A 26,265-nucleotide genomic window follows, 5' to 3' on the forward strand; every position below is an offset into this window, starting at 1 on the left:
CTACCAAATATAGGTCTCGTATTCTACGAGGCCTTTTTGTTAGTTATTGCAATCCTTACCCGGAACAAACTTACCTTCTTTACTGGCGGCAAGCGTTTTCACCATCGCACCGGTATCCGGATTTGGCTCAAGGGTAAAGTGCCCTTCCACCACCAACAATACCGGTTTGCTGTCGCTACCTTTCGCGGCAGCGTAATCACGTTCGAGCTGCGCGTTATTGGCTACCGCGACGCGCTGTCCAGTTGCACAATCGGTAAAGGTGGCAGCATCTGCCATATAGAAGTACATCCCGCGCATCGCCATTGGCGTCTTCGGCAGGCTGGCTTTCACCGGCTCAAGCGTATAGTTCAGCTTAGATTCGATGGGATTGCCTTCTTGGTCGAGCATCTCAAGCTTGTCACCCTTCGCCCGGTAAAAGGATTTCTCGCCCTCACTGTCGGTCAGTACCAGCTTATCAGCGGTACGAGCCCACTTACCGTAAGAACCAAATGAAGATGGCTCGCGATCCACGCCCTGATAGCGTTCATTCATGACCCAGGTGCCGTCCTTATCAAGGAACAGCGATGTTTCGATGCCTTCACAGTCGGCACACGGAATAACACCACGCCAGCTCTGCTGCATTGGCGTTAATTCAGCGGGTTGTGTCGGTTTTGAAGCGGCCATATCCGCATTGTTGCAGCCGAAAAGGCCAAACAACATCCCCGTGGCCGCAATGGCTAATATCGCTTTTTTCACCCTCAATTCCTTATTCTTATGACATCCACGTTCAGCTTAATAGCTAACTTTCCCGCGCATCGATTTCACCGAAGATTTCTGCGCTTTTGAGGTTAATCGGCGCTCTTTTGACGCCCGGGTTGGGCGCGTAGGGCGACGACTCTTCTGTTCTGTGGTTAACGTTTGAAAAAGCGCAACCAGGCGAGCGATTGCCGCTTCGCGGTTCATCTCCTGGCTACGATACTCCTGCGCCTTAATGATAATCACACCGTCAGCAGAAATTAAGTGGTGACTGGCGGCAAGAAGGCGTTCTTTATAATACTCTGGCAGGCTGGAGGCCCGGATGTCAAAACGCAAATGAATCGCCGTCGAGGTCTTATTTACATGCTGACCGCCCGCGCCCTGCGCCCGGATGGCCGTAATGGTCAACTCATCATCCGAAATACTCACCTGCCCGGAAAGCGTAATCATGCAGGCGTCTGCCACGCAGTAAAATGAATTTCCAGATTATTCTGAGCATCAGATAACCAGATAGCGCCCTCTTGAAGTGTAGCCTGTAGCGTCATGGTGCGTTCAGCGAAAGCACTCACTTTTGCCAGCTGTTCATCATCCAGATACCAGATGCTGAGGTTCTTAAAGCCCGCCAGTTTGCTTTTATTCTGCTGCCACCAGATCTCTGCCGAACGGCTGTTATACGTAAACAATGCGACTTCCTGCGATTGGCTACAGGCTTTCTTGATCCGGCGTTCGTCCGGCAGACCCAGTTCAATCCACAGGTCGATACCCAGGTGATCGTTGCGCAGCCACACTTCAGGCTCATCCTCAGACGAGAGGCCACGGGTAAACTGCAGACGCTCATCTGCATATTTAATCCACGCCAGCAGGCGCAGCATCATGCGCTCCTGAGTTTCGGAAGGGTGACGAGCCAGCGTTAAAGACGCATCCAGAAACTGGTTACGATCGATATCCGCTACATTGACCACCGCTTTATAAATTGTTGCTTTCAGCGCCATGGGGAAACTCCTGCAAAAAATGGGGCTCATTGTAGCGAAATTAGGGGCAAAAGGCTGTCCCGAATTACATCCGCCGATGCTCATCTCGCTGATAATGCTTAAATGAGTATGATATAGTCACCTTGCTAAACGGAGATTATCTTCATAGGCTTAATTGAAGCGCTGACAGGAGGGCATGTGGACAATTATTGTGAATTAATTCGTCAACGCTATGCGGAAATTGCCAGCGGTGACTTAGGGTATATCCCGGATGCGCTGGGCTGTGTGCTTAAAGTTTTGAACGAAGTTGCGGCGGATGACGCCCTTTGCGCGTCAGTCAGGGATAAAGCTGCTTATGCAGCGGCAAACTTACTGGTGAGCGATTATGTCGATGAATGATACTTATCAACCCATCAATTGCGATGACTATGACAATCTCGAGCTTGCCTGCCAGCACCATCTTGTTCTGGCGCTGGAACTAAAAGACGGTGAAGTGCTGCAAGCCAAAGCGCACGATCTGTTATCTCGAAAGAACGTCGAGTATCTGGTTGTCGATAGCGCGGGCGAACTCCGCGAATTGCGCCTTGACCGTATTACCAGCTTCAGCCACCCGCAAATCGGCACCGTGGTGGTTAGCGAGTCATAATGTCACAACGGGTAGCTTAGCTGCCCGTTCTTTTCCATCTGAGCTGTATCCCATTACCAGCATCACAAGCCCCCTCTTGCGTCACAAAATAACCCGCTGCCGCAATGAATGTTTCACCATAAAAAAGCAGCGGCGTGGTATCACGCAACCAGGGCGGTACACCGAATTCCTGCCAGATCTTCTTCAGCTTGCGTCCTCCGTTACGCCCGACAATATGCAGCTTTCCCGACGCACTAAAACGCACCGTGACCACTTCATATTTGTGCGGGGCGCGGATATCTCCGCCAGCCACCAGTGATAACTCGCCAAGGTTATCCGGCAGGGAAAGGGGGGACGCAATATCAGGCCATGTCAGCACCGTCTCAGTTTGACTGATTTGCGTTTTTACCCACCACAATTGCTGCTGGAAGCGGCGCACTTCAAAATCGCCTAAATTCAGACACGGCGAGGCATCTTCCCGCGCTAGCGCGACTTCCTGCCACAATCGTCCAAGCATCGCGCGAGACGGCATTGGCGCATGATGTAAGGATAACCAGCGCCGCAGGATGGCGGCACGCTTCGGCGCACTCATCTCTATCATCGGCGCAATGGTCAGCGCCCCTTCGTCTGACAGCAACCGCGAAAGTTCATCTGCCAGCAGTTCGTCCAGTAACTGTTCCTGTTCGCCACACAACGCTGCGCTGCGCGCCAAAGCCCTGGCAAAATGTGGCCAGCGGGCATTGAGCTGCGGTAAGACCCGCAGGCGCAGGAAATTGCGGTCGTAAGCATCGTCCTGGTTACTCTCGTCCTCGATCCACGTCAGCGCATGCTTTTGCGCCCAGGCCAGAAGGGTCTCACGCGAATCATGCAGCAAGGGACGAATCAGCCGCGTATTGCCAAACGCCGCATCGACCGGCATCGCCGATAATCCCGCGGGGCCACTACCGCGCTTGAGTGCCAGTAGCAAGGTTTCACTCTGATCGTCCAGATGCTGAGCGGTCAGCAACACCTCCCCCATCTGCAACGTCTCGCGGAATGCCTGATAGCGCGCTTGTCGGGCTTCAGCTTCCAGCCCTGCGCCACTTTGCACAAGCTGTACTCTTTCGACCACCAGCGGCACCTGCCATTCTTCACATACCCGCTGGCAATGTGTCTCCCAGCTATCTGCATTAGCGCTGATTCCGTGGTGGATATGAATCGCCCGTAGCACCACGGAAGAGTCCTGCTGTCGCCAGCAGACTAGCTGATGCAGGAGCACCGTTGAATCCAGCCCACCGCTAAATGCCACCAGAAACTGGCGGTGCGGAGAGAGTCGTTGCACAAGTGAAGGTTGAGTCATCGTCATATCATGAAAGAGAGTATCGCCCGGCACGTTACCCGCCCGGGCAGGCGCTGACAAGCCTTACTGCTGATATAACTCCAGCGGCAGGCCATCAGGATCGTTGAAAAACGTAAAACGCTTGTCGGTATACGGATCGATACGAATATCTTCACAGGCCACGCCGTGCGTGTTCAAGTGTGTGACGGCAGCGTCGATATCATCAACGCTGAATGCCAGGTGGCGCAGCCCACAGGCTTCCGGGCGGCTAGGACGCGCGGGAGGAAATGGGAACGAAAACAGCTCAATCACATACTGGCCGTTTAATGCCAGATCGCCCTTCCACGAATCACGGGCTTCACGGTACACCTCACTTTGCAGCGTAAACCCGAGGATGTCGCAGTAAAAAGCCTTACTGGCGGCGTAATCGGTCACAATAATCGCCACATGATGAATCTGTTTTAATCCCAGCATTATCTTTCTCCGTTAACCTTGTCCCAGCACGTTACCCGCGCAGACAGCTATCACGCAACCCCTTCAGGGGTTTTTAGGACTCGCACACGGTAGACGCCATTTTCATCGCGCTTCGCACCGTGAATATCGGTCTCAAAGCCCGGATAATGTCGCCCAACGGAACAGAGCATCAGCAGAAAATCGAGCACAGAGCGGCTCTCTGCGGTGATCATCTCCCCCGGCATCAACAGCGGCACGCCCGGTGGATAAGGCAGGATCATGTTAGCCGAAATACGTCCGACAAGGTCCTCCAGCGCGATGGTTTCCACCTCACCTTTAATCTGCTTTTGCCAGGCGCGGTGCGGCGTGAGTTTCATTTCCGGCAACACATCAAATGCCCGCAGCATCAGGCTTGGCAGATCGTGTTGACGGATCAAGCGGTGGATCCCTTGCGCCAGATCCTGAATACGCATATTACGATAAAAATCAGGATCTTCGGCATAGAGATCCGGCAACATATTCTTCACCCGCAGGTTGAGATCGTAGGCTCGCTTAAATTCGGTCAGACCGCGCAATAATCCCATTGCTCGGGTTTTATCAATGCCGATACTAAACAAGAACAGCAGGTTATAGGGGCCAGTCTTCTCTACAACCACGCCATGTTCGTCGAGGTATTTCGCCACTAGCGCCGCTGGGATCCCTTCGTCGCTCATGTTGCCTGACTCATCCATACCGGGAGTCAGAATAGTGACTTTGACCGGGTCGAGGAACATATGCTCGGCGTCGGCATCGCTAAAACCATGCCAATTTTCACCCGGCGACACCGGCCAGCATTTTGCTTCATCAATCTCCTCCGGCTGCCAGATATCGAAGAACCAGCTGTCGGACTCTTCGCGCAGACGCTGCACTTCTTTGCGAAAATGCAGCGCTCGCTCCACCGAACGGTTAATCAATCGCTTTCCTGCATTGCCGCGCAACATCGCCGCCGCCGTCTCTATTGAGGCCACAATCGGGTAACTTGGCGATGTGGAGGTGTGCATCATAAAGGCTTCGTTAAAGGTGTCCTCATCGTAATCACCTTTAATGTGGATCAGCGAGGCCTGTGATAACGCGGCCAACATCTTATGTGTCGACTGGGTTTCATAGATGACTTTCCCCGGTACGCGCTCACCGCTCATCCCGCTTTTACCCTGGTAGATCGGATGGAAATGGGTATAGGGCACCCAGGCAGAGTCAAAGTGAATTGAGGGCACATCGAGAGTCTGTTTGATCCAATTCGTGTTATATAGCAAGCCGTCGTAGGTCGAGTTGGTGATCACCGCATGTACCGGCCACTGCGCATCAGCGGTGTTATCAACCTTCTGTTGTAGGCTGTCGCGCGTAAATTCTCGCTTCGGAATACCGCCCAAAATACCCAGCGCATTGCGTGTTGGCTTCAACCACAGCGGTACAACGTCGCTCATCATCAGCAGATGCGCCAGTGATTTATGGCAGTTACGGTCAATCAGCAGCGTACTGCCGCTGGGTGCGGCATACATGCCAACAATTTTATTCGAGGTTGACGTGCCATTGGTGACCATATAGCTCTGCTCTGCCCCAAAGGTGCGGGCAATATATTCCTCAGCCTCAAGATGCGGGCCGGTATGGTCAAGCAATGAACCTAATTCGGTCACAGAAATAGAGACATCGGCTTTTAGCGTATTAGCACCAAAGAAATCATAAAACAGGCAGCCTACCGGGCTTTTCTGGTAGGCCGTGCCCGCCATATGGCCCGGCGTACAGAAGGTATATTTGCCTTCGGTAACATAGGTAAATAGCGCTTTGGTAAAAGGAGGGGTGATGTTATCGAGATATTCAGTGGTGTACTGGCGGATGCGTGTCGCAATATCGTCGGCCTGGCCCAGCGCATATTCAAAGAACCACAGCGCCATGCGCATGTCATGCGCACTGACATCCATGGTGGAGTGAGCATTAATGAAGGCATAGAGTGGCAGGTATTCATTGAGCTGGTTTATTTCGCCGCAGAGATCGACGCTGTATTCATCCCAGTCGAAAATAACGCCGCTAATACGCGGGTTGTGCTCAATTAATTTCAACAGGTCAGCGCTATTTTGTGGCCAGATGATTTTAAAACCTTGTGCTAGCAGCGCGGTCTCAAGCTCTTTTATCGGCTCATCTTTATAGTAAACGCCGTGTGGCCCCATAATGGCGATAATATTCATGCTTCCCTCCTGGATAATCCTGATGAAAGCATAATAGCAATCATGCCAGTGCATCGCACTGGCATGATTCTGGATCTTACATCGCCTTCCAGGCATCTCCCCACGCAATACCTGCGCCCGGTTCGTAGTATGTCGGTGCAACATTGCACCACGCACCTTCTGGCAACGGTTTACATTGGTACAGCGCGCCGTGGTTATTGACGATATCCCCCGCCTTCCAGGTCTGTCTTGCGCTCCAGGATGGATAGCTGACAGAACCGCTTTCATCTTCCCCAGTAGCTTCATCCGTGCCCGCCGCTTTAGCCTTTACATTCAAGGTATAGGTGGTGGTAGTGGATAATGAGCCATCGCTTACCGTCATGCTCACGACATACTGCGCATCTTTATCGCTTTCAGGTGCCGCAAAAGAGATAACAGCTTTGTCCTGGCCGCTCAGCGTCTGTCCATCTTGTGACATCCAGGTGTAGCTCAGTTTGTCACCATTGGCATCGGTTGAGCCTGCGGCACTGAGGGAAACCTGGCTACCCGCTTCAACTGCGCCCACCGGGCCAGCAATCTGCGCTACAGGAGCCACGTTGACGGTTGGGGCTGGCGTGGTATCTTCAGTGGTATCAGCGGCCGTATCCGCCTCGCCGTTATCATCAACCACATTCACGTTGAAGTGCTTCTGAACACACTTCGTGTAGTCGCCTTCTTTAAAGGCGCTATAAGGTGTCTGATAACCGACCAACTGACACGTATTGGTTTTACCATCTGGGGTCTCAGCGCTCCATCCCCAATCCATTTCCCAGTAGATTGGCAGAGCACCCGCACCGCCTTCATCAAACTGCTTCATGTTCTTACAACCAAGAACTTCATCGTCAGCAATCGGTACTTTAAGATAGTTGGCGAACTCTTTGTAGTAAGCAATACGATTAAGTGATTGCGCATTTTCAGCCGCACCACCGCACTCAACGCCGCCGTTAATAATCTGGATGGTTACGCCAAACCCGTCGACTAAACCATTCGCTTTATCGTGATCGTTCGGCTGCCAGGTGCCATCAATAACGTGCAGCATGGATGGCTTCGGCGGCTGTGGGTAAACAAAGAAGAAGACGGCGCTGGCCAGGTTCATCCAGGTATCAGCCACCAGCTCTGGTTTATCCAGCAGTGGTCGCACGTCACCGCCATACATGGCGTCAGAGAATGGACCATAGTTGTAGTTATAGGAGAGCTGTTTCGCTCCACGGCCAAAGTAGCTCAGATAATCACCATCTTTATCTTTACCACAAGGCCAGGTTTGTCCCTGCCAGATATCCGGGTTACACTCGCCGTTATAGCCGCCCTTCTGCCCTTCAACCCAACCCATTTCACGCAGATAGACCAACGCCTGACGCCATTCTGGAATATCACGCCAGCTTTCATGTCCACCTGTTTCCTGGGCGAAGTGCGCAAACATCGTTGCCAGAGATTTACGACATATGGCATCGCTGTCACGACCATCGGTATAGGTGCCACAAACGGCTGGGAATTTACCAATCGCTTTCAGGAAGTTAGCATAGGTGTATTCCGGTGCTCGCATGGGGAACAGATATTCCCAGTCCTTCTCGGTCAACATACTCTCAACGCGTTTGACGTTTGCAGGGTTAGCCGCTCGACCCGCTTCAATCTTCTCAACGTCGCTGTTAGAGAGCGTTTGAATGGAAGATTTGACTGAATTCATCAGCGGGAAATCGGTTAAAGCTTTTTCTTTTGCCGCGAGTTCACTCGCCTTAATGGTGGTTGCCTCGGTTGCCCCCAGCAGCGGTGCCGCATGAGCAGCCCCAAGACTTAACATAATCCCTGCGGCCACAGCGCTTAGTGAAATAATTTTAGATGATGCCATAGTTGTTCTCCTTTTCTCCTTGTTGGCTGCCTGTACTGGCTTAATGCCCGGCAGTTGTTGCAGTGTTGTCGGAGAACGACATCATTGGCTAATCACTTTCCCTCTTTTCAATCTCAGCAAACATCACATAAAAAAAGGGCCGGAAAATCCGGCCCTTAGAAAAATAAATGATGTGATAATCAGGCGTAGCCGTAGCTCATCAGACGCTGATAACGGCGATTGAGCAGATCTTCTTTGCTCAACACATCGAGATCGGCAAGATCGGCAAGAATCTGCGCTTTCAGCGATGCCGCGATGGCTTCCGGGTTACGATGCGCACCGCCCAAAGGTTCCGGGATGATGGAATCGATAAGCTTCAGCTCTTTCAAACGCGGGGCAATGATACCCATCGCTTCAGCCGCCAACGGCGCTTTATCTGCACTTTTCCACAGAATAGAAGCACAGCCTTCGGGAGAGATAACGGAATAGGTGCTGTATTGCAGCATATTCACTTTATCACCCACACCAATGGCCAGCGCACCGCCGGAACCACCTTCACCGATAACGGTACAGATAACCGGAACGCTCAGACGGGACATTTCACGCAGGTTACGGGCGATAGCTTCAGACTGACCGCGTTCTTCTGCGCCGACGCCTGGGTATGCACCCGGGGTGTCGATGAAGGTCACGATAGGCATGTTGAAGCGCTCGGCCATTTCCATCAGACGCAGGGCTTTACGGTAACCTTCCGGTGCCGGCATGCCGAAGTTGCGACGAATCTTCTCTTTGGTTTCGCGCCCCTTCTGATGACCAATGATCATCACCGGACGACCGTCCAGACGTGCGATACCACCGACGATAGCTTTATCATCAGCATAAGCGCGATCGCCCGCCAGTTCGTCAAATTCATCAAACGCCAGACGGACATAATCCAGGGTGTACGGACGCTGTGGGTGGCGCGCCAATTGGGCTACCTGCCATGCGCCGAGATCGGCAAAGATTTTGCGCGTCAGCTCTACGCTTTTTTCGCGCAGACGATGCACTTCTTCGTCGATATTAATATCCAGCTTCTCATCATGACGGCTAACCGCAGTCAAAGAATCGATTTTTGCTTCCAGCTCTGCAATCGGCTGTTCAAAATCAAGGAAATTCAGACTCATAGTATTCCTGTATTAGTCAAACTCCAGTTCCACCTGCTCCGAACCGATGAGGCCACGCAAATCGTTGAGTAAACGATCGCTCGGAGAGACACGCCAGGTTGCACCGAAACGCAACCGCGCACGTGCATCCGCCCTCTGATAGTAGAGATGTACTGGAATGGTTCCCGAACGATGGGGTTCCAGAGACTGACGGAGTCGGTTTAAAAGCTGGTCATCAATTTGCCTGTCCGTCAGCGAGATAGCAAGCCCGCGAGCGTATTTTTCCCGGGCTTCGTCAATGTCCATCACTTCGCGGGCCATCATTTTAAGGCCGCCGCTGAAGTCATCAAAGCTGACCTGTCCGCTGACGATAAGTATGCGGTCGTTTTCCAGCAGATGCTGGTATTTTTCCAGGGCTTCGGTGAATAACATCACTTCTAGCCTTCCGGATCGGTCATCCAACGTACAGATGCCGATACGATTGCCTCGCTTGGTGACCATAACCCTTGAGGCAATCACGAGCCCCGCAGCCGTGGTGACTTTACCACGTTCTGTCGGATGCATGTCTTTTAGCCGATAGCCGCCGACATAGCGCTCAATTTCTTTCAGGTATTGGTTGATTGGGTGACCCGTTAAGTATAACCCTAACGTTTCCCGCTCACCTTCCAGTACCGTATGTTCAGGCCAGGGCATACAGTTAGCATAAGACTGCTCAATCTGCTCTGGCTCTTCGGCTAACACACCGAACATATCCGCCTGACCAATAGCTTCCGCTTTCGCATGCTGATCGGCCGCTTTTAACGCATCGCCCAGCGAATTCATCAGCGCCGCACGGTGTGGCCCAAGGCGGTCGAACGCCCCGGACATAATCAATTTTTCCAGCACTCTGCGGTTAAGCTTTTTCGTGTCGGTACGCGCGCACAGGTCAAACAGCTCGCGGAAATAGCCCCCGTTATTGCGCGCTTCAATGATCGCTTCAATCGGGCCTTCACCGACGCCTTTAATCGCGCCGATACCATACACGATTTCCCCGTCCTGATTAACGTGGAAATGATATAAACCGGAATTGATATCTGGCGGCAATATTTTCAGCCCCATCCGCCAGCACTCATCCACCAGCCCTACCACCTTCTCGGTGTTGTCCATATCGGCAGTCATTACCGCCGCCATAAACTCGGCCGGGTAGTGCGCTTTCAGCCACAGCGTCTGATAAGAGACCAGCGCATAGGCTGCGGAGTGAGATTTGTTAAACCCATAACCGGCGAATTTCTCCACCAGGTCAAAGATTTTCATCGCCAGTTCGCCATCCACGCCGCGGCTCTTCGCACCATCTTCAAAAGTGCCGCGCTGCTTGGCCATCTCTTCCGGCTTTTTCTTACCCATCGCACGACGCAACATATCCGCGCCGCCGAGAGTATAGCCGGAAAGCTCCTGGGCAATCTGCATAACCTGTTCCTGGTACAGGATAATGCCATATGTCGGTTCCAGCACCGGCTTCAGACATTCATGCTGCCACTGAACATCCGGGTACGAGATTTCTTCACGTCCGTGCTTACGGTCGATAAAGTTATCTACCATTCCCGACTGTAGCGGGCCCGGGCGGAACAGGGCCACCAGGGCTATCATATCTTCGAAGCAGTCAGGTTGTAGACGTTTAATCAGATCTTTCATGCCGCGGGATTCAAGCTGGAAGACCGCAGTGGTTTCCGAGCGTTGCAGCATGTCGAAGCTTTTCTTATCTTCCAGTGGAATGGTCGCGATATCCAACGGCGGCTCACCGTTGCGTTCACGGCGGGCGTTGATCATCTCCAGCGCCCAGTTGATGATAGTAAGCGTACGCAAACCCAGGAAGTCGAACTTCACCAGACCGGCGTATTCCACGTCATTCTTATCAAACTGGGTAACCGGGTGCAGCCCCTGTTCATCACAGTACAGCGGCGCAAAATCGGTAATTTTAGTCGGAGCGATAACCACACCACCGGCGTGTTTACCGGCGTTACGGGTGACCCCTTCAAGCTTGCGAGCCATATCGATCAGCGCGCGAACTTCTTCATCTGCCTCGTAAATTTCGGGTAACTGGGGTTCCGCTTCAAAAGCTTTCGCCAGCGTCATCCCTGGGTCTGGCGGCACCAGTTTTGAGATACGATCAACGAACCCGTACGGATGCCCCAGTACGCGACCCACGTCGCGGATAACCGCTTTCGCCGCCATCGTACCGAAAGTAATAATCTGCGATACCGCATCACGCCCGTACATTTCGGCCACGTGTTCGATAACCAGATCGCGTTTCTCCATACAGAAGTCAACGTCGAAGTCAGGCATCGAGACACGTTCTGGGTTCAGGAAGCGTTCGAACAGCAGGTCAAACTCCAGCGGATCGAGGTCGGTAATTTTCAGCGCATAGGCTACCAGCGAGCCCGCGCCCGAACCACGTCCCGGCCCAACCGGTACGCCGTTGTCTTTTGACCACTGGATAAATTCCATCACGATCAGGAAGTAGCCCGGGAAGCCCATCTGGTTGATAACTTTAAGTTCAATTTCCAGACGTTCATCGTAAGGCGGGCGTTTCTCCGCGCGCTCTTTTGGATCGGGGAACAGAAATTCCAGGCGTTCTTCCAGACCTTCATGCGATTTGGCTACGAGGAAATCCTCGGTGGTCATTTCACCTGTCGGGAACTGTGGCAGGAAGTATTCGCCAAGACGCACCGTAACATTACAACGTTTTGCTATCTCAACGCTGTTTTCCAGCGCTTCCGGGATATCGGAGAACAGCTCGCACATCTCGTCTTCGCTACGCATATACTGCTGCGTGGAGTAGTTGCGCGGGCGTTTAGGATCATCGAGGGTGAAACCATCGTGGATCGCCACGCGAATTTCGTGCGCGTCAAAGTCACCGGGTTCAAGAAAACGAACATCGTTGGTGGCCACAACCGGCAGGCCGCGTGTTTCCGCGAGCCTGACCGCTGCATGAAGGTAAGCCTCTTCATCCTGACGACCGGTACGAATGAGCTCAAGGAAATAAGCGTTTGGGAAATGTGTTTCGTAAAACTCGGCGCATTGCTCAACCAATGCCATATTGCCGCGCAGTAAAGCACGGCCGACGTCGCCCATACGCGCACCGGAGAGCAGAATTAACCCTTCTTTTAATTCCACCAGCCAATCACGATCGATAATTGGCCCTGCCGCACCGTAACCGCGCTGATAGGCTTTCGAGATGAGCAGCGTCAGATTTTGATAGCCAACGTTGTTCGCCGCCAGCACCGTCAACTGGGTGAGTTCATCACCAAACAGTTCGCTCTGGACGTGAAAGTCGGCGCCAACAATTGGTTTGATACCAGCACCATGCCCCGCTCCGTAGAACTTCACCAGGCCGCAGAGGTTGGTAAAATCGGTGATCGCCAGCGCAGGCATGCCCAACGCGGCCGCCTTTTTTACCAGCGGCCCGGTTTTCGCCAGCCCATCGATCATGGAGTAGTCGCTATGCACCCGCAGGTGCACGAAACGTGGTTCAGCCATTATTAAATTCCGGTTTACTTATCTCGGTACGGATATCAGGACATCAGTCCCAATACGCGTTTGACGGGAGCAAAGCTGCGTCGATGATGCTCGGTAGCGCCATATTGCGCCAGCGCTTCAAGATGGAAAGCGGTTGGATAGCCTTTATGCTTGGCAAAGCCATACTGCGGAAGCACGCTGTCTAGCTCAGTCATTTCCGCATCGCGCGTCACTTTAGCGAGAATAGACGCGGCGCTGATTTCTGCCACGCGGCTATCCCCCTTGACGACCGCCATCGACGGCATGGGCAATGCAGGGCAGCGATTACCGTCAATCAGCACATATTCTGGCGCAATTGAGAGCCCCGCAACGGCGCGCTGCATCGCCAGCATGGTGGCGTGCAAAATATTCAGTTCGTCGATTTCGTGCGGCTCTGCGCGGCCAAGACTCCAGCACAGCGCTTTCTCCTTAATTTCGTCGAACAGCGCCAGACGGCGTTTTTCACTTAACTTTTTTGAGTCATTCAGCCCAATAATAGGGCGCGTGGGATCCAGGATCACCGCCGCCGTCACGACGGCGCCAACCAAAGGGCCCCGTCCGACTTCATCCACACCGGCAACTAAGTGGGTATGGGGGTAAACAAATTCAATCATTGTGCTAGCTCCAGCACCGCATCCGCAGCCTGTTCATCGGCATTGCAGCGAATTTGCAGGTGCAGTTCACGGAACGTGTCATGCATCGCATGGCTGGTTTTACCATTCGCCAACAGCGGCTGTAGCGCCTCAGCAAGCCGCTGCGGCTGACATTCGTCCTGTAACAGCTCTTTGACCAGTTCGCGACCGGCCAGCAGGTTTGGCAGAGAAACGTAGTCGGTTTTCACCAGACGTTTTGCCAACCAGAAGGTAAAAGGCTTCATGCGATAGCCGACAACCATCGGGCATTTTGCCAGCATGCATTCCAGCGCCGCCGTACCAGAGGCAAGGAGCGCTGCATCGCTGGCGATCATCGCTTCACGCGCCATGCCATCCAGCATATGCACGGATAGGTCGGGCGCCACTTCGGCTTTGATACGCTCAAACTGTTCACGACGTTTCGCATTCACCAGCGGCACCACCACTTCAAGGTCGGGGTACTGCTGGCGCAACAGCTGTGCGGTTTTTAAAAAGTCGGCGCTGAGCATTTCCACTTCGGCGCCACGGCTGCCAGGCAGCATCGCCAGACAGTGGACGTCGTGGGCAATGCCCAGCGTATCGCGCGCGGCGTTTTTATCGGGATCCAGCGGCATAGCATCTGCCATGGTATGGCCGATAAAGCGGCACGGGACGTTAAATTTGTCATAAAACGCTTTTTCAAAAGGCAGAAAAGCCAGCACCATATTGGTGGATCTGCCAATTTTGAAGACGCGTTTCTGGCGCCAGGCCCAGACTGATGGGCTGACATAGTGGATAGTTTTGATCCCCTGCTTCTTGAGATTACCCTCAAGAGTAATGTTGAAATCGGGGGCATCAATGCCGACAAAGACATCGGGCTTGAGATCGGTGAAGCGTTGGGTCAGGTCAGCGCGAATGTGCAGCAAACGACGCAGTCGCCCCAGCACTTCAACGATGCCCATCACTGCCAGCTCTTCCATTTCATACCAGGCTTCACAACCTTCGGCCTGCATCAGCGGGCCGGCAACGCCGACGAAGCGTGCGTTAGGCACTCGCGCCTTGAGAGCGCGAATGAGACCTGCACCAAGAATATCGCCGGAGGTTTCTCCGGCGACCAGGGCAATCGTTAAAGGACGCTGCTCTGTCATTAACGAATCAGGCCACGCGTAGAGCGGGCAAAGAAATCGCTAAATGGCTGAACTTCCGGATATTGCTTCGCCAGTTCGGCGATTTCCGGTTTTGCTTCGTCCAACGTTTTGCCACTGCGGTACAACGCTTTGTAGGCATTGCGGATCGCGGTGATAGCTTCACGGCTAAAGCCGCGACGCTTCAGGCCTTCGATGTTGACGCCAAACGGCGTCGCATGGTTGCCCTGCGCAATAACGTACGGCGGAACGTCCTGAGCAACGCCAGAACAGCCGCCAACCATCACGTGTGAACCAATAATGCAGAACTGGTGCACAGCGGTCATACCGCCAATGATGACAAAATCATCAAGCGAAACGTGTCCCGCGAGGGTTGCGTTATTCGCCAGAATACAGCGGTCACCTACGGTGCAATCATGCGCCACGTGGGCGTTGATCATCAGCAGGTTATCGCTGCCCACCTTCGTCAATCCACCGCCCTGTTCTGTGCCACGATGAATGGTGACGCTTTCGCGGATGCGGTTGCGATCGCCAATTTCCACGCGAGTTGGTTCACCAGCATATTTAAGATCCTGGTTAACTTCCCCGATAGAGGCGAACTGATAGATCTCGTTATCACGACCAATTTTGGTATGGCCGTTAACAACAACATGAGACTTCAGTACGGTACCTTCGCCAATTTCGACGTTAGGTCCCACAATACAAAACGGGCCAATGTGAGCTTTAGCGCCAATAACGGCACCGTCTTCCACAATGGCGGTAGGATGGATAAAGGCGGTTTTATCAATCATGGATTAGGACTCCCGGCTACGCGCACACATCATCGTTGCTTCGCAAACCACTTTACCGTCGACCAGCGCAACGCCTTTAAAGCGAGTCAGGCCACGGCGGGTTTTCTCGAAGGTGACTTCCATAATCATCTGATCGCCAGGCACGACAGGACGCTTGAAGCGCGCTTCATCAATACCCGCGAAGTAATACAGTTCGCCTGGCTCCAGTTTTCCAACGCTTTTAAACGCCAGAATACCCGTTGCCTGCGCCATGGCTTCCAGAATCAGCACGCCGGGTAAAATCGGCTTGCCAGGGAAGTGTCCCTGGAAAAACGGCTCATTTACGGAAACATTTTTCACTGCGCGCAGAAAACGACCTTCTTCAAAATCCAGCACACGGTCTACCAGTAAGAACGGGAAACGGTGCGGCAGAAGTTCTAAAATCTCTTCAATGTGCAGAGTATGAGTGTCAGTAGTCAAAATACTCTTCCTGTCTAAATATACTAAGGGGCAATAATAACACGGCCTGGCGGATTACAAGAATACCGACAGGCCGGAAATGAAAAGCTAAAAATGATGATTAGTCTTGATTATCGAGTTTGCGTTCAACAGCTTTTAAACGCTTGCTCATTTCACCAATATTCATCACTAGTGCAGCGGTTTTACGCCAGGCCTTATTCGGCTGGAGCGGGATACCTGACGAGTAAACGCCCGGTTCGGTAATAGGACGCATCACCATACCCATACCGGTCACTGTCACTTTGTCGCAAATTTCCATATGACCGTTAATCACGCTGGCACCGCCAATCATGCAGTAACGACCAATTTTCAGGCTACCGGCCATGATAACACCGCCAGCAACGGCGGTATTGTCACCAATCACCACGTTATGCGCGATCTGGCACTGGTTATCAATGATAACACCGTTACCGATCTGCGTATCGTCGAGTGCGCCACGGTCGATCGTCGTACATGCACCGATCTCCACGCGGTCGCCAATGATCACGCGACCCAACTGAGGGATCTTCACCCAGTTGCCACGATCGTTAGCGTAGCCAAAACCATCCGAACCAATAACGGTGCTGGATTGGATCAGGCAATTCTCACCGATCTCGACTTCGTGGTAAATGGTAACGTTCGCCCACAAGCGTGAACCGGCACCAATTTTTGTTTTTTTACCAACGAAACACCCCGCCCCAATCACAACGTTATCGCCAAGCACAACGTCAGATTCAATCACCGCGTTCGCGCCGATCGAAACGTTGTTGCCGAGCAATGCGGACGGACTGACCACCGCGCTCGGAGCGATATCCTGCGCCGGCTGTGGCGTGGTATCTAAAATTTGAGCCATACGTGCGTAAGTCAGGTAGGGATTCTTCACTACCAGCGCAGCGCCTTTGGCAAAAGGCAGTAAGTCTTGCGTCAGAACAATCGCCGACGCTTCGCAAGCGGACAGATGATCACGGTACTTGGGGTTAACCAGGAACGTGATATGACCCGCCTTAGCGGATTGCATGGACGCGACAGCGGTGATGACGATATCGCCATCACCGTGTAATTCCGCATCCAACTGCTGAGCTAGATCAGCCAGTCGAATAGAAGGCATTACTTATTTAACCTGTTTCAGTACATCAGCGGTGATGTCTTTTACATCGCTGCTGTTGAATGCAACGGCATTAGCGTCAACCACCAGGTCGATGCTCTGGCTTGCAGCAACGGATTTCACAGCAGTCTGGATACGAGTAACCAGTTTGCCACGTTCTTCGTTGGTGCGACGCTGACGGTCCTGTTCAAAGGACTGTGCTTTCTGAGAGAAAGACTGACGCTGTGAAGAGATGTCTTTTTCCAGTTTAGAGCGATCGCTACCGGCTTTCATAGACTGCAGACGCTGCATTTTAGACTGCAGGTCGCCTTCCATACGCTGAAGTTCACCAGCGCGGCCTTTGAATTCGTTTTCCAGCGTGCTGGAAACACCGGTTTTCTGTGCAACTTGCTGGAACAGGCTACCCATATTAACAATTGCAATTTTGTCTGCTGCCTGAGCAGATGCGGCCATTGCTAAACCCAGACCCGCTGCGACTAACCACTTTTTCACAATAATACTCCTTACCATCCCATATGTACCCGAAGGTACTGTTCTTTTGGTGGCCCGGAGGCCACCTGACGCTATGCCTAATGTCAGCAAAACTGCACTGAACACGCATTCCTTTGCAATGAGCAATTACCAGGTTTTACCAATGTTAAACTGGAACTGCTCGGCTTTGTCTCCACTGTATTTCTTATACGGCTGGGCGTAGGAGAAGACCAACGGCCCTAATGGGGACATCCATTGTAATGCGATACCTGCGGACATACGGATATTGCCTGGATCGCTGTAGTCTGGAACGCCCGCATTTTTCATATCTGCCGTGTTCTGCCAGTTGGTATCCCAAACGGTACCTGCATCCCAGAAGAACGACGTACGCACGGAGTTCGCGTATTTATCACTGATAAATGGCGTTGGTACAATCAGCTCAAGGCTGGCAACGGCCATGGCGTTACCGCCGACGGCGTCATCAGACTTACAGTAACCACCGGACTGGTTACAGTTATCCAGACCAGACGCACCGTAATAAACCGCTTTCGGACCGATGGTGTTGGACTGGAAACCACGCACGGTGCTAGAACCACCGGCATAGAAGTTTTCATAGAACGGCAATTCTTTGCTGCCGATCCCGTCACCGTAACCCCACTTGGTACGACCCAGAACCACCCACTGATGATCGTCATCAATTGGGAAGTAAGACGCCGTATCCATGGTCACTTTGTAGAACTCGTTATCGGAGCCCGGGATCGTCACTTTACCATTCAGGTTGACACGCGAACCGTCCGTCGGGAAGTAACCGCGGTCGAGTTTGTTGTATGTCCAACCGTAGTTGAAGGTGAAGTCGTTTGCCGAGAAACCGTTATCGTCGCTGGTTTTACCCGCCGTCTGACCGATAGAGTCCAGATAACGCCACATCGCTACCTGCGGTTCCATATTGGACAGGTCGTTATGGACATAGCCCAGACCCGCACGCAGTGAGTTGTATTCGTTAATCGGGAAGCCTAACGTGCCATCTACACCATAACTTTTGTTGGTATAGGAAGACAGGTCAGCATCATCAGCTTTAAAGTCATTGTAGAAGACACGACCGCCAAGGCTAACGCCATCAACCGTAAAGTACGGGTTGGTCACAGAAAGCTCGGTGTAGGTCTGGTAGTCGTTCTTGGTACCGTTGATACCGACAGAGTAACCGGTACCTAACCAGTTATCCTGCTGAACGCCCGCCTGGAAGCTCACGCCGCTTTCAGTACCGTAACCGATACCGAAGTTGAAGCTACCGGTGTTACGTTCTTTCACCTTGTAGACTACGTCAACCTGATCCGGGCTACCCGGTACACGCTGAGTGTCAGTGTCGACGGTTTCGAAGTAACCCAGACGGTTCAGACGATCTTTACCCTGGTCAACTAAATCGCCGCCCAACCACGCCCCTTCCATCTGACGCATTTCGCGACGCAGAACGGAGTCTTTAGAGGTGTCGTTACCTTCAAAGCGAATGTTACGTACGTAGAAACGGTTACCCGCATCGACGTTGATGTGTAACTTAACGGTTTTATCCGTATCGTTAATTTCAGGCTGTGACTGTACGCGTGGGTACGCGTAGCCGTAGCGACCAAGAAGTTTCTTAATGTTATCTTCCATTTTGGTCACTTTCGCGCCGTTATACAGCTCGCCCGGCTCGATCTTGGTCAGACCCTCAATTTCCGCTGAGTGCCCAGCCAGATTCCCCGTCACCTGCACGCCAGACAGTTTGTACTGGTCGCCTTCGGTGATGTTAACGGTGATGTAGATGCCTTTTTTATCTGGCGTCAGGCTCACCTGCGTGGAATCGATGTTGAAACGGGCGTAACCGCGATCCAGATAGTAGCTGCGCAGGGTTTCCAGGTCACCCGACAGCTTCTGTTTCTGGTATTTACGATCGCCGACCACGTTCCACCACGGCACTTCATCACGCAGCTGGAAAGTGGAGATCAGATCTTCCGTGCTGAACGCGTGGTTACCCACGATGTTAATCTGCTGGATCTTCGCGGAAACCCCTTCCTGGAAGACCAGTTTCAGGTCAACACGGTTACGTGGCAGCGGAGTCACCACCGCTTTCACGCTCGCACTGTACTTACCGACGCTGTAGTAGAAGTCTTCCAACCCCTTCTCAATGTCAGACAGTGTAGTACGGTCGAGAGATTCACCCACGCGGACGCCAGAGGCTTCAAGGTTCTGCTTAAGCATGTCATCTTTCACCGACTTGTTGCCGGAGAAGGTAATGCTAGCAATGGTTGGGCGTTCTTTGAGTTGCACCAGCAATACATCGCCGTCTCTCAGAACGCGGACGTCCTCAAAGTTGCCCGTCGCAAACAGGGCACGGATGGTATTACTGATATCGTCGTCATTGACGGTATCGCCAGGACGTACAGGCATGCTGAGAAGGGCCGCACCAACAGCAACTCGCTGCAAGCCTTCGAAATGAATGTCCTTCACCACGAACCCGTCAGCACCGTATACGGTCGCGCTGCTAAAAAGCAGCGTCGCTATAAGCAACTTTTTCATCGCCATCGTTATTATGCGTTCTTCCTAACACTCTCTTACAACCGAGAGAAATCATTGAAAAGTGCAAGCCCCATTAACATCATCAGCAATATCGAGCCGATGCGATAACTAAAGTCTTGAACTCGCTCGGATACCGGGCCGCCTTTTAGCTTCTCTATCGCCAAAAACAGCAAGTGACCCCCGTCTAATACGGGGAGCGGGAACAGGTTGATAATGCCTAGATTCACGCTGATGAGTGCAAGAAACATCAGATAGTAAATCAACCCAAACTCCGCAGACATCCCAGCCCCTTGAGCGATAGAAATCGGCCCACTGAGGTTGTTCAGTTTGACGTCACCGGTGATCAATTTTCCCAGCATACTGACCGTCAACTTCATCAACTGCCCGGTTTTCTCCGTAGCTTCGACGATTGCGCTAAACGGCCCATACTGGCGCACTGTTTTGTATTCCTCAGGCAGCGGGATAATTTTTGGTACTACCCCTGCGAACCCTTCTGCCTTTCCGCTACCGGGTTTTGTATCCGGTATCAGAGTCAAAGACAAGAGACTCCCTTGTCTTTCGATCCCCAACTGTAACGCTTTGCCTGGGTTGTCACGCACCAGCGTAACAAACGTCAGCCATTGTGTCAGCGGTTGACCGTTGACTGTAACGATCCGATCCCCTGCTTGTAAACCGGCTTTACGTGCCGCAGAGCCAGATTGCACTTCCGCTAACACAGACTCAATTTGCGCACCACGAGGACGAATCCCCAGCGAGGCCACAGGATCTTCTTTATCTGGCTCAAACGCCCAGTGACGGAGATTTAGGATTTTATCCTGCCGCTGGTCACTGCCGAAAGGGGCAACGGTGAACGTAGTGCTTTCATCACCGATTTTCGCCACTAACGCCATGCGAACAGCATCCCAATCAGGCGTTTCGATACCATCTACCGCTTTTAGTTCCGTGCCTGGTGCAATTTGTGCTTCCGCTGCGATCGAGTTGGCGGTTATTTCACCAACAACCGGACGAACGCCAGGGACACCGATGATAAACACCAGCCAATACGCGAAGATGGCAAAAAGGAAGTTTGCAATGGGACCGGCAGCAATCACGGCGGCACGTTGACCGACCGTTTTATTATTGAACGCCATATGGCGCATTTCTGGGGCAACGGCGTCAACACGCTCATCAAGCATTTTAACGTAGCCGCCCAGAGGAATGAGGGCAATAACAAATTCGGTACCGCGTTTATCAACGCGGCGCCAGAGCGCTTTCCCAAATCCAATGGAGAAGCGCTCTACACGGATACCACAGCGCCGAGCAACCCAGAAATGACCAAATTCATGTACGGTGATCAATACGCCTAGCGCGATAATAAACGCGGCCAGGTTCCAGAGAATACTCAGCATAAGTCCATCCGTTAAATCGTCCTGAAAACCAGCAGCAACAGACACGCGAAGACTGGAACCGCCGCCGTCAGGCTGTCAATTCGGTCAAGTATCCCACCGTGACCTGGAATCAAATTGCCGCTGTCTTTAATACCCGCTTCACGTTTGAACATACTCTCAGTGAGATCGCCCAATACCGAAGCCAACGCAGCAATGATGGAACAGGTTAACAGGATGGATGGTGCAACGTCCAGATTTGCCCATACGCCATAGGCCCAGGAGATAACCGCCGCCGTGACCAGTCCCCCGATAAAGCCCTGCCAGGTTTTCCCTGGAGAGACCTTCGGTGCCAGCTTATGTTTGCCAAACAATTTACCAAACATATAGGCGCCTGAGTCTGCGCCCCACACCAGGATCATCACGTAGAGCAGCCACAGCGCACCACTGTAGTGGTTTTCGTCATAATGCCAGGAACGCAGTGCCAGCATTCCCCAGAAGAAGGGAACAATCGTAGCAATACCGAAAATCAGACGCAGCGCTTTTGAGTGACGCCAGAACGCAGCGGATGCCGGATATGAGAGAACAAGCACCAGCGCAACCACCCACCAGATAAGGGAAGCCCATAGCGATCCCTCAACGACAGGTTGATGAATATTGTGGTGATATTCCGGAATCAAAAATAGCATCACCGCCAGCAATAGGCCGCATAATACCGCTAACCACACGCGCTGAGTACGCGAAGTGAAACCGCTAAATTGCCCCCATTCCCATGCTGCCAGCATGCAAACAACCAGCGTGACAATAGCAAAGCCACCGGGTGGCAGCAAAAACAGGGCTGCAATAACAACCGGTATTAAAATCAATGCAGAAATCAGGCGATACTTCAGCAAAAGCTACCCCCATCAGGCTTTGTCGCCACCAGGCTCGGTACCGCCGAAACGTCGCTCTCGATTAGCAAAAGCATACAGCGCACCCTCAAAGTCTTGTTCATCGAAATCGGGCCAAAGCACATCTGTAAAGTAAAGTTCAGCATAGGCAATTTGCCAGATAAGAAAATTACTGATCCGATGTTCTCCCCCGGTCCTAATCACTAAATCAACGGGAGCCAGTTCATGCATACAGATTTGCTCAGTGAGCAACTCTTCACTGATTTGATCGGGGCGGAGTACCCCTTCCTGAACCTGTTCGGCTAAGCGCTGAACTCCCTGAATAATATCCCATCGGCCGCCGTAATTTGCAGCGATGTTCAATGTTAACCCCGTATTATTTTCCGTGAGCGCTTGCGCTTTACGGATCCGCTCTTGCAGACGCGAATTAAACCGACGGGTATCGCCAATAATCCGCAACCGAACGTTATGGCGGTGCAGGCTTTTCACTTCGCTGTCCAGAGCCCAAACAAACAGCTCCATCAACGCACTCACCTCTTGTTCCGGGCGGTTCCAGTTTTCACTGCTGAATGCGTAGAGCGTCAGTGCCTCAATACCATGACTCGCGGCGTAAGCGACAGCACGGCGTACGGATTTCGCCCCGGCTTTATGTCCAAAGGCGCGAATCTTACCTTGCTTCTTCGCCCAGCGGCCGTTGCCATCCATAATGATCGCCACATGACGGCAACCGTGGGTAGGCTGATTCTCACTGGTTGGTTGATTAGCAGACAACATAACGCGTTATTAATCCATGAAAAGGGATGAGCGGTACCCCGGAATACAGCTATACATTTTATCCTCCGGTTAGCCTGAAGGATTTTACGTATCTTTGTCTCGCAAAAAAGCCGTGCTAAATCACGGCTCTCCCAATCACACAGCCAAAATGCAGGGCGATTGGGTGGCGCAGACTATATCACTGAAGCCAGATGCTAACAAATGCCGTGATGGTTTGAATGCTGATTCTGTTCTCATTACCGGACGAAATGCTTCGCCTGCGCAGTCGCTTCTTCGCGCGCCCTGACATCAATAGCCAGCACCGCCTCCACGCTCTGCGGTTCGCTGAGGTCAAGGTGTTCGAGCACGGCCAGATTGACCGCCGCAATATCAGTAAAGCGAATTTGACCGTCGAGGAAAGCGGCTACCGCAATCTCATTTGCCGCATTCAATGCGGTGGTCGCTGCCTGTCCTTGTTCAAAGGCTTCCATCGCCAGTTTCAGGCAAGGATAGCGGGCATAATCCGGCTCACTGAAGCTCAAAGCGCTCATCTTGCAGAAATCCAGCGGTTTAGCACCGGAGACCACGCGCTGCGGCCAGGCCATTGTGTTCGCAATTGGCGTTCGCATATCAGGCTCACCCAACTGTGCCAGCACGCTTCCGTCCTGATAACGCACCATTGAGTGAATAACCGATTGAGGATGAATCAGTACTTCCATCTGCTGCGCTGAAGCATTAAACAGCCAGCGGGCTTCGATGTATTCCAGACCTTTATTCATCATAGTGGCCGAGTCGACGGAGATTTTACGCCCCATTGACCAATTCGGGTGGCGACATGCCTGCTCAGGCGTCATAGCGCTCAGCTCGGCGATTGGCGTTTCCCGGAACGGACCACCAGATCCGGTCAGCAGAATGGAGGATACTCCATGCTGTGCGAGGTCAGCGTACCCTAAGTCACGCTGAAAACTTTGCGGTAAACTCTGAAAGATAGCGTTATGTTCACTGTCCACCGGTAAAAGCTGGGCATTATGTTGTTTTACCGCTTCCAGGAACAGTCGACCGCAGGTGACCAGCGACTCTTTATTCGCCAGTAGAATAACCTTGCCCGCGCGGATGGCCGCAAGCGTTGGCAACAGACCGGCCGCACCAACAATCGCCGCCATCACCTGATCCACCTCGTCCAGCGCGGCGACATCACAAGCCGCCTGCTGACCGCTCAGGACTTCCGTTTGGCTACCGTGTTCACGCAATGCCAGCATCACGGCGTGGGCGCTACGTGCGTCATCCATCACCGCGTAACGTGGAGAAAACTCCAGACATTGTTCGATCATTCGATCGACGTTTTGGCCAGCCACCAGCGCCGTCACCGTAAAACTTTCGGGATTGTGGCGCACCACGTCCAGCGTGTTGCAGCCAATCGAGCCTGTTGAGCCCAGAACAGTTAATCGCTTCATGAGAGGTCCGGAATAGATAAATTTACTCTATGGATTTCAAGCTGGCGGAAAGCGGCAAGTGATCGCACCTACGGCTTGAAAGACGACGAGTAAAAAGCAAAACGCCGCCAGCAAAGCGGTTACGCTTCCTGTACGGCGTTTATCACACAGCTTGCAGACAGATTAGAACTGCATCAGTTCCGCTTCTTTCTCTGCCAGTGCCGCTTCAACTTTCTTGATAGCAGCATCGGTCATTTTCTGCACGTCTTCCTGAGAGCGGCGATCGTCGTCTTCGCTGATCTCTTTATCTTTCAGCAACGCCTTCACTTTATCGTTCGCATCGCGACGGACGTTACGCACGGAAACGCGCGCCTGTTCAGCTTCACCGCGAACGATTTTGGTCAGGTCTTTACGACGTTCTTCGGTCAGCGCTGGCAGTGGGACGCGAATGTCGGTGCCCGCAGAGCTTGGGTTCAGACCGAGGTCAGATGCCATAATCGCTTTTTCAACGGCTTGACTTAAAGAACGGTCAAATACGTTAATTTTCAGCGTACGGGAGTCTTCTACCGTCACGCTTGCCAGCTGGCGAAGCGGAGTTGGGGTGCCGTAATACTCAACGACAATGCCGTCCAGCAGGCTAGGAGAAGCACGACCGGTGCGAATTTTGCTGATTTGGTTTTTGAATGCTTCTACGCATTTTTCCATGCGTACTTCCGCATCTTTTCTGATGTCGTTAATCACGTTACGAATCCTTGAAAACTAGTCTCAGTCAGACCAGACAATGACACATTGCAAAGAATGCGCTAAGTATAGTCTCGTTTAAATCAGGCCACAGAATATACTCGTCGTCTTTCAAGCCGCGGATGCGTTTTGTCCCGCAACTCGAAATCCATAGAATCAATCAATTCTGCCAGGTAAATGTGAATCTTACCCGGAAATGGCCGCAACGGAAATTATTCCGTAATTAAAGTGCCTTCTTTTTCGCCCATGACCACGCGACGTAATGCGCCTGGTTTGTTCATGTTGAATACGCGAATTGGCAATTTGTGGTCACGGGCTAGCGTAAATGCAGCCAGATCCATAACTTTCAGTTCTTGTTCCAGTACATCGCTGTAGCTCAGCTGATCGTACATGGTCGCGGACGGATCTTTTGCCGGGTCAGCGGTGAATACACCGTCAACTTTCGTGGCTTTCAGCACAACGTCAGCTTCGATTTCGATACCACGCAGGCACGCTGCGGAGTCGGTGGTAAAGAACGGGTTGCCAGTACCGGCGGACAGAATCACGACGCGGTTGTTACGCAGCAGGCTAATAGCCTCTGCCCAGCTGTAGTTGTCGCACACGCCATTCAGCGGAATCGCTGACATCAGGCGGGCGTTCACATAGGCGCGATGCAGTGCGTCACGCATTGCCAGGCCGTTCATGACCGTTGCCAGCATGCCCATGTGGTCGCCCACAACGCGGTTCATACCCGCTTTTGCCAGACCTGCGCCACGGAACAGGTTGCCACCACCAATGACGACACCCACCTGAATGCCCAGCTCAACGAGTTCTTTAATCTCTTGCGCCATGCGGTCAAGAATACTTGCGTCAATCCCGAAGCCTTCAGTCCCCTGCAATGCTTCACCGCTAAGCTTAAGCAGAATACGTTTGTAGACAGGTTTTGCGTTGGTAGCCATTTTCTTTCCTGAGAGTGTCACGAATGGGATGGTAAAAATTCAGGTGACATCATGCGATCCTTGCCGGTAAGCCCCTATAGGAGCTGGCTGATTTCCACATGACGATTTTCGTTACTGTATAAATCTTTGCAACATAAAAGAGAGCCGCCCTCA

Annotated in this window: 24 protein-coding genes; 2 read left to right on the forward strand and 22 right to left on the reverse strand. The window is 52.5% G+C overall.

The window, feature by feature from the left end:
* Window positions 1-39: 39 nt before the first annotated feature.
* From nlpE to U0026_RS18365, 3 genes are all read right to left on the reverse strand, one after another.
* Window positions 40-699, reverse strand: coding sequence for an envelope stress response activation lipoprotein NlpE (nlpE, locus tag U0026_RS18355; protein ID WP_407658314.1), 660 nt, complete (start codon window positions 697-699; stop codon window positions 40-42).
* A 72-nt stretch (window positions 700-771) separates the two neighbouring features.
* Window positions 772-1,185, reverse strand: a complete 414-nt coding sequence (gene arfB, locus U0026_RS18360) for an alternative ribosome rescue aminoacyl-tRNA hydrolase ArfB (protein ID WP_062772232.1) — start codon at window positions 1,183-1,185, stop codon at window positions 772-774.
* Window positions 1,182-1,727: a YaeQ family protein gene (locus U0026_RS18365; RefSeq protein WP_062772229.1), complete on the reverse strand. Its 546-nt coding sequence runs from the start codon at window positions 1,725-1,727 to the stop codon at window positions 1,182-1,184. The genes arfB and U0026_RS18365 overlap by 4 nt, the downstream gene beginning before the upstream one ends.
* A 177-nt stretch (window positions 1,728-1,904) precedes the next feature.
* Between U0026_RS18365 and U0026_RS18370 the strand changes: the two genes are divergently transcribed.
* Together U0026_RS18370 and rof are read left to right on the forward strand one after the other, a co-directional pair.
* Window positions 1,905-2,105: a YaeP family protein gene (locus U0026_RS18370; RefSeq protein WP_062772226.1), complete on the forward strand. Its 201-nt coding sequence runs from the start codon at window positions 1,905-1,907 to the stop codon at window positions 2,103-2,105.
* Entirely contained in the window at window positions 2,092-2,352 is a 261-nt protein-coding gene (rof, locus tag U0026_RS18375) for a Rho-binding antiterminator (RefSeq protein WP_062772223.1), read from the forward strand. Before U0026_RS18370 ends, rof begins: the two co-directional genes overlap by 14 nt.
* 16 nt (window positions 2,353-2,368) lie before the next feature.
* On the opposite strand, the gene tilS is transcribed toward rof, so the two are convergent.
* The 19 genes from tilS to pyrH form a co-directional block, all read right to left on the reverse strand.
* Complete coding sequence (tilS, locus tag U0026_RS18380; RefSeq protein WP_073971070.1) at window positions 2,369-3,676, reverse strand: tRNA lysidine(34) synthetase TilS; 1,308 nt, start codon at window positions 3,674-3,676, stop codon at window positions 2,369-2,371.
* A 57-nt stretch (window positions 3,677-3,733) separates the two neighbouring features.
* Window positions 3,734-4,123 (reverse strand): VOC family protein, encoded by a 390-nt coding sequence (locus U0026_RS18385; protein ID WP_062772217.1) that lies wholly within the window; start codon window positions 4,121-4,123, stop codon window positions 3,734-3,736.
* A 50-nt stretch (window positions 4,124-4,173) separates the two neighbouring features.
* A complete protein-coding gene (locus U0026_RS18390) occupies window positions 4,174-6,324 on the reverse strand; it encodes a lysine decarboxylase LdcC (protein WP_062772214.1) in 2,151 nt (716 codons plus the stop codon).
* A gap of 76 nt (window positions 6,325-6,400) precedes the next feature.
* Window positions 6,401-8,188: a chitinase gene (locus U0026_RS18395; protein WP_062772211.1), complete on the reverse strand. Its 1,788-nt coding sequence runs from the start codon at window positions 8,186-8,188 to the stop codon at window positions 6,401-6,403.
* 179 nt (window positions 8,189-8,367) lie between these two features.
* Window positions 8,368-9,327, reverse strand: coding sequence for an acetyl-CoA carboxylase carboxyl transferase subunit alpha (gene accA / locus U0026_RS18400; protein ID WP_062772208.1), 960 nt, complete (start codon window positions 9,325-9,327; stop codon window positions 8,368-8,370).
* A 12-nt stretch (window positions 9,328-9,339) separates the two neighbouring features.
* Window positions 9,340-12,822 carry a DNA polymerase III subunit alpha gene (gene dnaE / locus U0026_RS18405; protein ID WP_062772205.1) on the reverse strand — a complete coding sequence of 1,161 codons (3,483 nt, stop codon included), beginning with the start codon at window positions 12,820-12,822 and terminating at the stop codon, window positions 9,340-9,342.
* A 35-nt stretch (window positions 12,823-12,857) separates the two neighbouring features.
* The gene (rnhB, locus tag U0026_RS18410; RefSeq protein WP_062772202.1) at window positions 12,858-13,454 is read right to left on the reverse strand and encodes a ribonuclease HII; all 597 of its coding nucleotides are present in this window, start codon (window positions 13,452-13,454) and stop codon (window positions 12,858-12,860) included.
* Window positions 13,451-14,599 carry a lipid-A-disaccharide synthase gene (gene lpxB, locus U0026_RS18415; RefSeq protein ID WP_062772199.1) on the reverse strand — a complete coding sequence of 383 codons (1,149 nt, stop codon included), beginning with the start codon at window positions 14,597-14,599 and terminating at the stop codon, window positions 13,451-13,453. The genes rnhB and lpxB overlap by 4 nt, the downstream gene beginning before the upstream one ends.
* Window positions 14,599-15,387 carry an acyl-ACP--UDP-N-acetylglucosamine O-acyltransferase gene (gene lpxA, locus U0026_RS18420; RefSeq protein WP_062772196.1) on the reverse strand — a complete coding sequence of 263 codons (789 nt, stop codon included), beginning with the start codon at window positions 15,385-15,387 and terminating at the stop codon, window positions 14,599-14,601. Before lpxA ends, lpxB begins: the two co-directional genes overlap by 1 nt.
* Window positions 15,388-15,390: 3 nt before the next feature.
* Window positions 15,391-15,846: a 3-hydroxyacyl-ACP dehydratase FabZ gene (gene fabZ, locus U0026_RS18425; RefSeq protein WP_062772193.1), complete on the reverse strand. Its 456-nt coding sequence runs from the start codon at window positions 15,844-15,846 to the stop codon at window positions 15,391-15,393.
* A gap of 100 nt (window positions 15,847-15,946) precedes the next feature.
* Entirely contained in the window at window positions 15,947-16,972 is a 1,026-nt protein-coding gene (gene lpxD, locus U0026_RS18430) for a UDP-3-O-(3-hydroxymyristoyl)glucosamine N-acyltransferase (RefSeq protein ID WP_062772190.1), read from the reverse strand.
* 3 nt (window positions 16,973-16,975) lie between these two features.
* Window positions 16,976-17,461 carry a molecular chaperone Skp gene (gene skp, locus U0026_RS18435; RefSeq protein ID WP_062772187.1) on the reverse strand — a complete coding sequence of 162 codons (486 nt, stop codon included), beginning with the start codon at window positions 17,459-17,461 and terminating at the stop codon, window positions 16,976-16,978.
* Window positions 17,462-17,587: 126 nt separating this feature from the next.
* On the reverse strand, window positions 17,588-19,999 hold the full coding sequence (bamA, locus tag U0026_RS18440; protein ID WP_062772184.1) for an outer membrane protein assembly factor BamA: 2,412 nt from the start codon (window positions 19,997-19,999) through the stop codon (window positions 17,588-17,590).
* 29 nt (window positions 20,000-20,028) lie between these two features.
* Window positions 20,029-21,381 carry a sigma E protease regulator RseP gene (rseP, locus tag U0026_RS18445; protein WP_062772181.1) on the reverse strand — a complete coding sequence of 451 codons (1,353 nt, stop codon included), beginning with the start codon at window positions 21,379-21,381 and terminating at the stop codon, window positions 20,029-20,031.
* 11 nt (window positions 21,382-21,392) lie between these two features.
* Window positions 21,393-22,250 carry a phosphatidate cytidylyltransferase gene (cdsA, locus tag U0026_RS18450; RefSeq protein ID WP_062772178.1) on the reverse strand — a complete coding sequence of 286 codons (858 nt, stop codon included), beginning with the start codon at window positions 22,248-22,250 and terminating at the stop codon, window positions 21,393-21,395.
* Between the two features lie 12 nt (window positions 22,251-22,262).
* Window positions 22,263-23,021, reverse strand: a complete 759-nt coding sequence (gene ispU / locus U0026_RS18455; protein WP_062772175.1) for a (2E,6E)-farnesyl-diphosphate-specific ditrans,polycis-undecaprenyl-diphosphate synthase — start codon at window positions 23,019-23,021, stop codon at window positions 22,263-22,265.
* A gap of 236 nt (window positions 23,022-23,257) precedes the next feature.
* Entirely contained in the window at window positions 23,258-24,454 is a 1,197-nt protein-coding gene (ispC, locus tag U0026_RS18460; RefSeq protein WP_062772172.1) for a 1-deoxy-D-xylulose-5-phosphate reductoisomerase, read from the reverse strand.
* 162 nt (window positions 24,455-24,616) lie between these two features.
* Complete coding sequence (gene frr, locus U0026_RS18465; protein ID WP_062772169.1) at window positions 24,617-25,174, reverse strand: ribosome recycling factor; 558 nt, start codon at window positions 25,172-25,174, stop codon at window positions 24,617-24,619.
* A gap of 212 nt (window positions 25,175-25,386) precedes the next feature.
* Entirely contained in the window at window positions 25,387-26,112 is a 726-nt protein-coding gene (gene pyrH / locus U0026_RS18470; RefSeq protein WP_062772166.1) for a UMP kinase, read from the reverse strand.
* Window positions 26,113-26,265: the final 153 nt, after the last annotated feature.

Origin of the sequence: Kluyvera intermedia (genome assembly GCF_034424175.1) — a bacterium.
In the GTDB taxonomy this organism is placed as follows: Bacteria; Pseudomonadota; Gammaproteobacteria; order Enterobacterales; family Enterobacteriaceae; genus Kluyvera; species Kluyvera intermedia.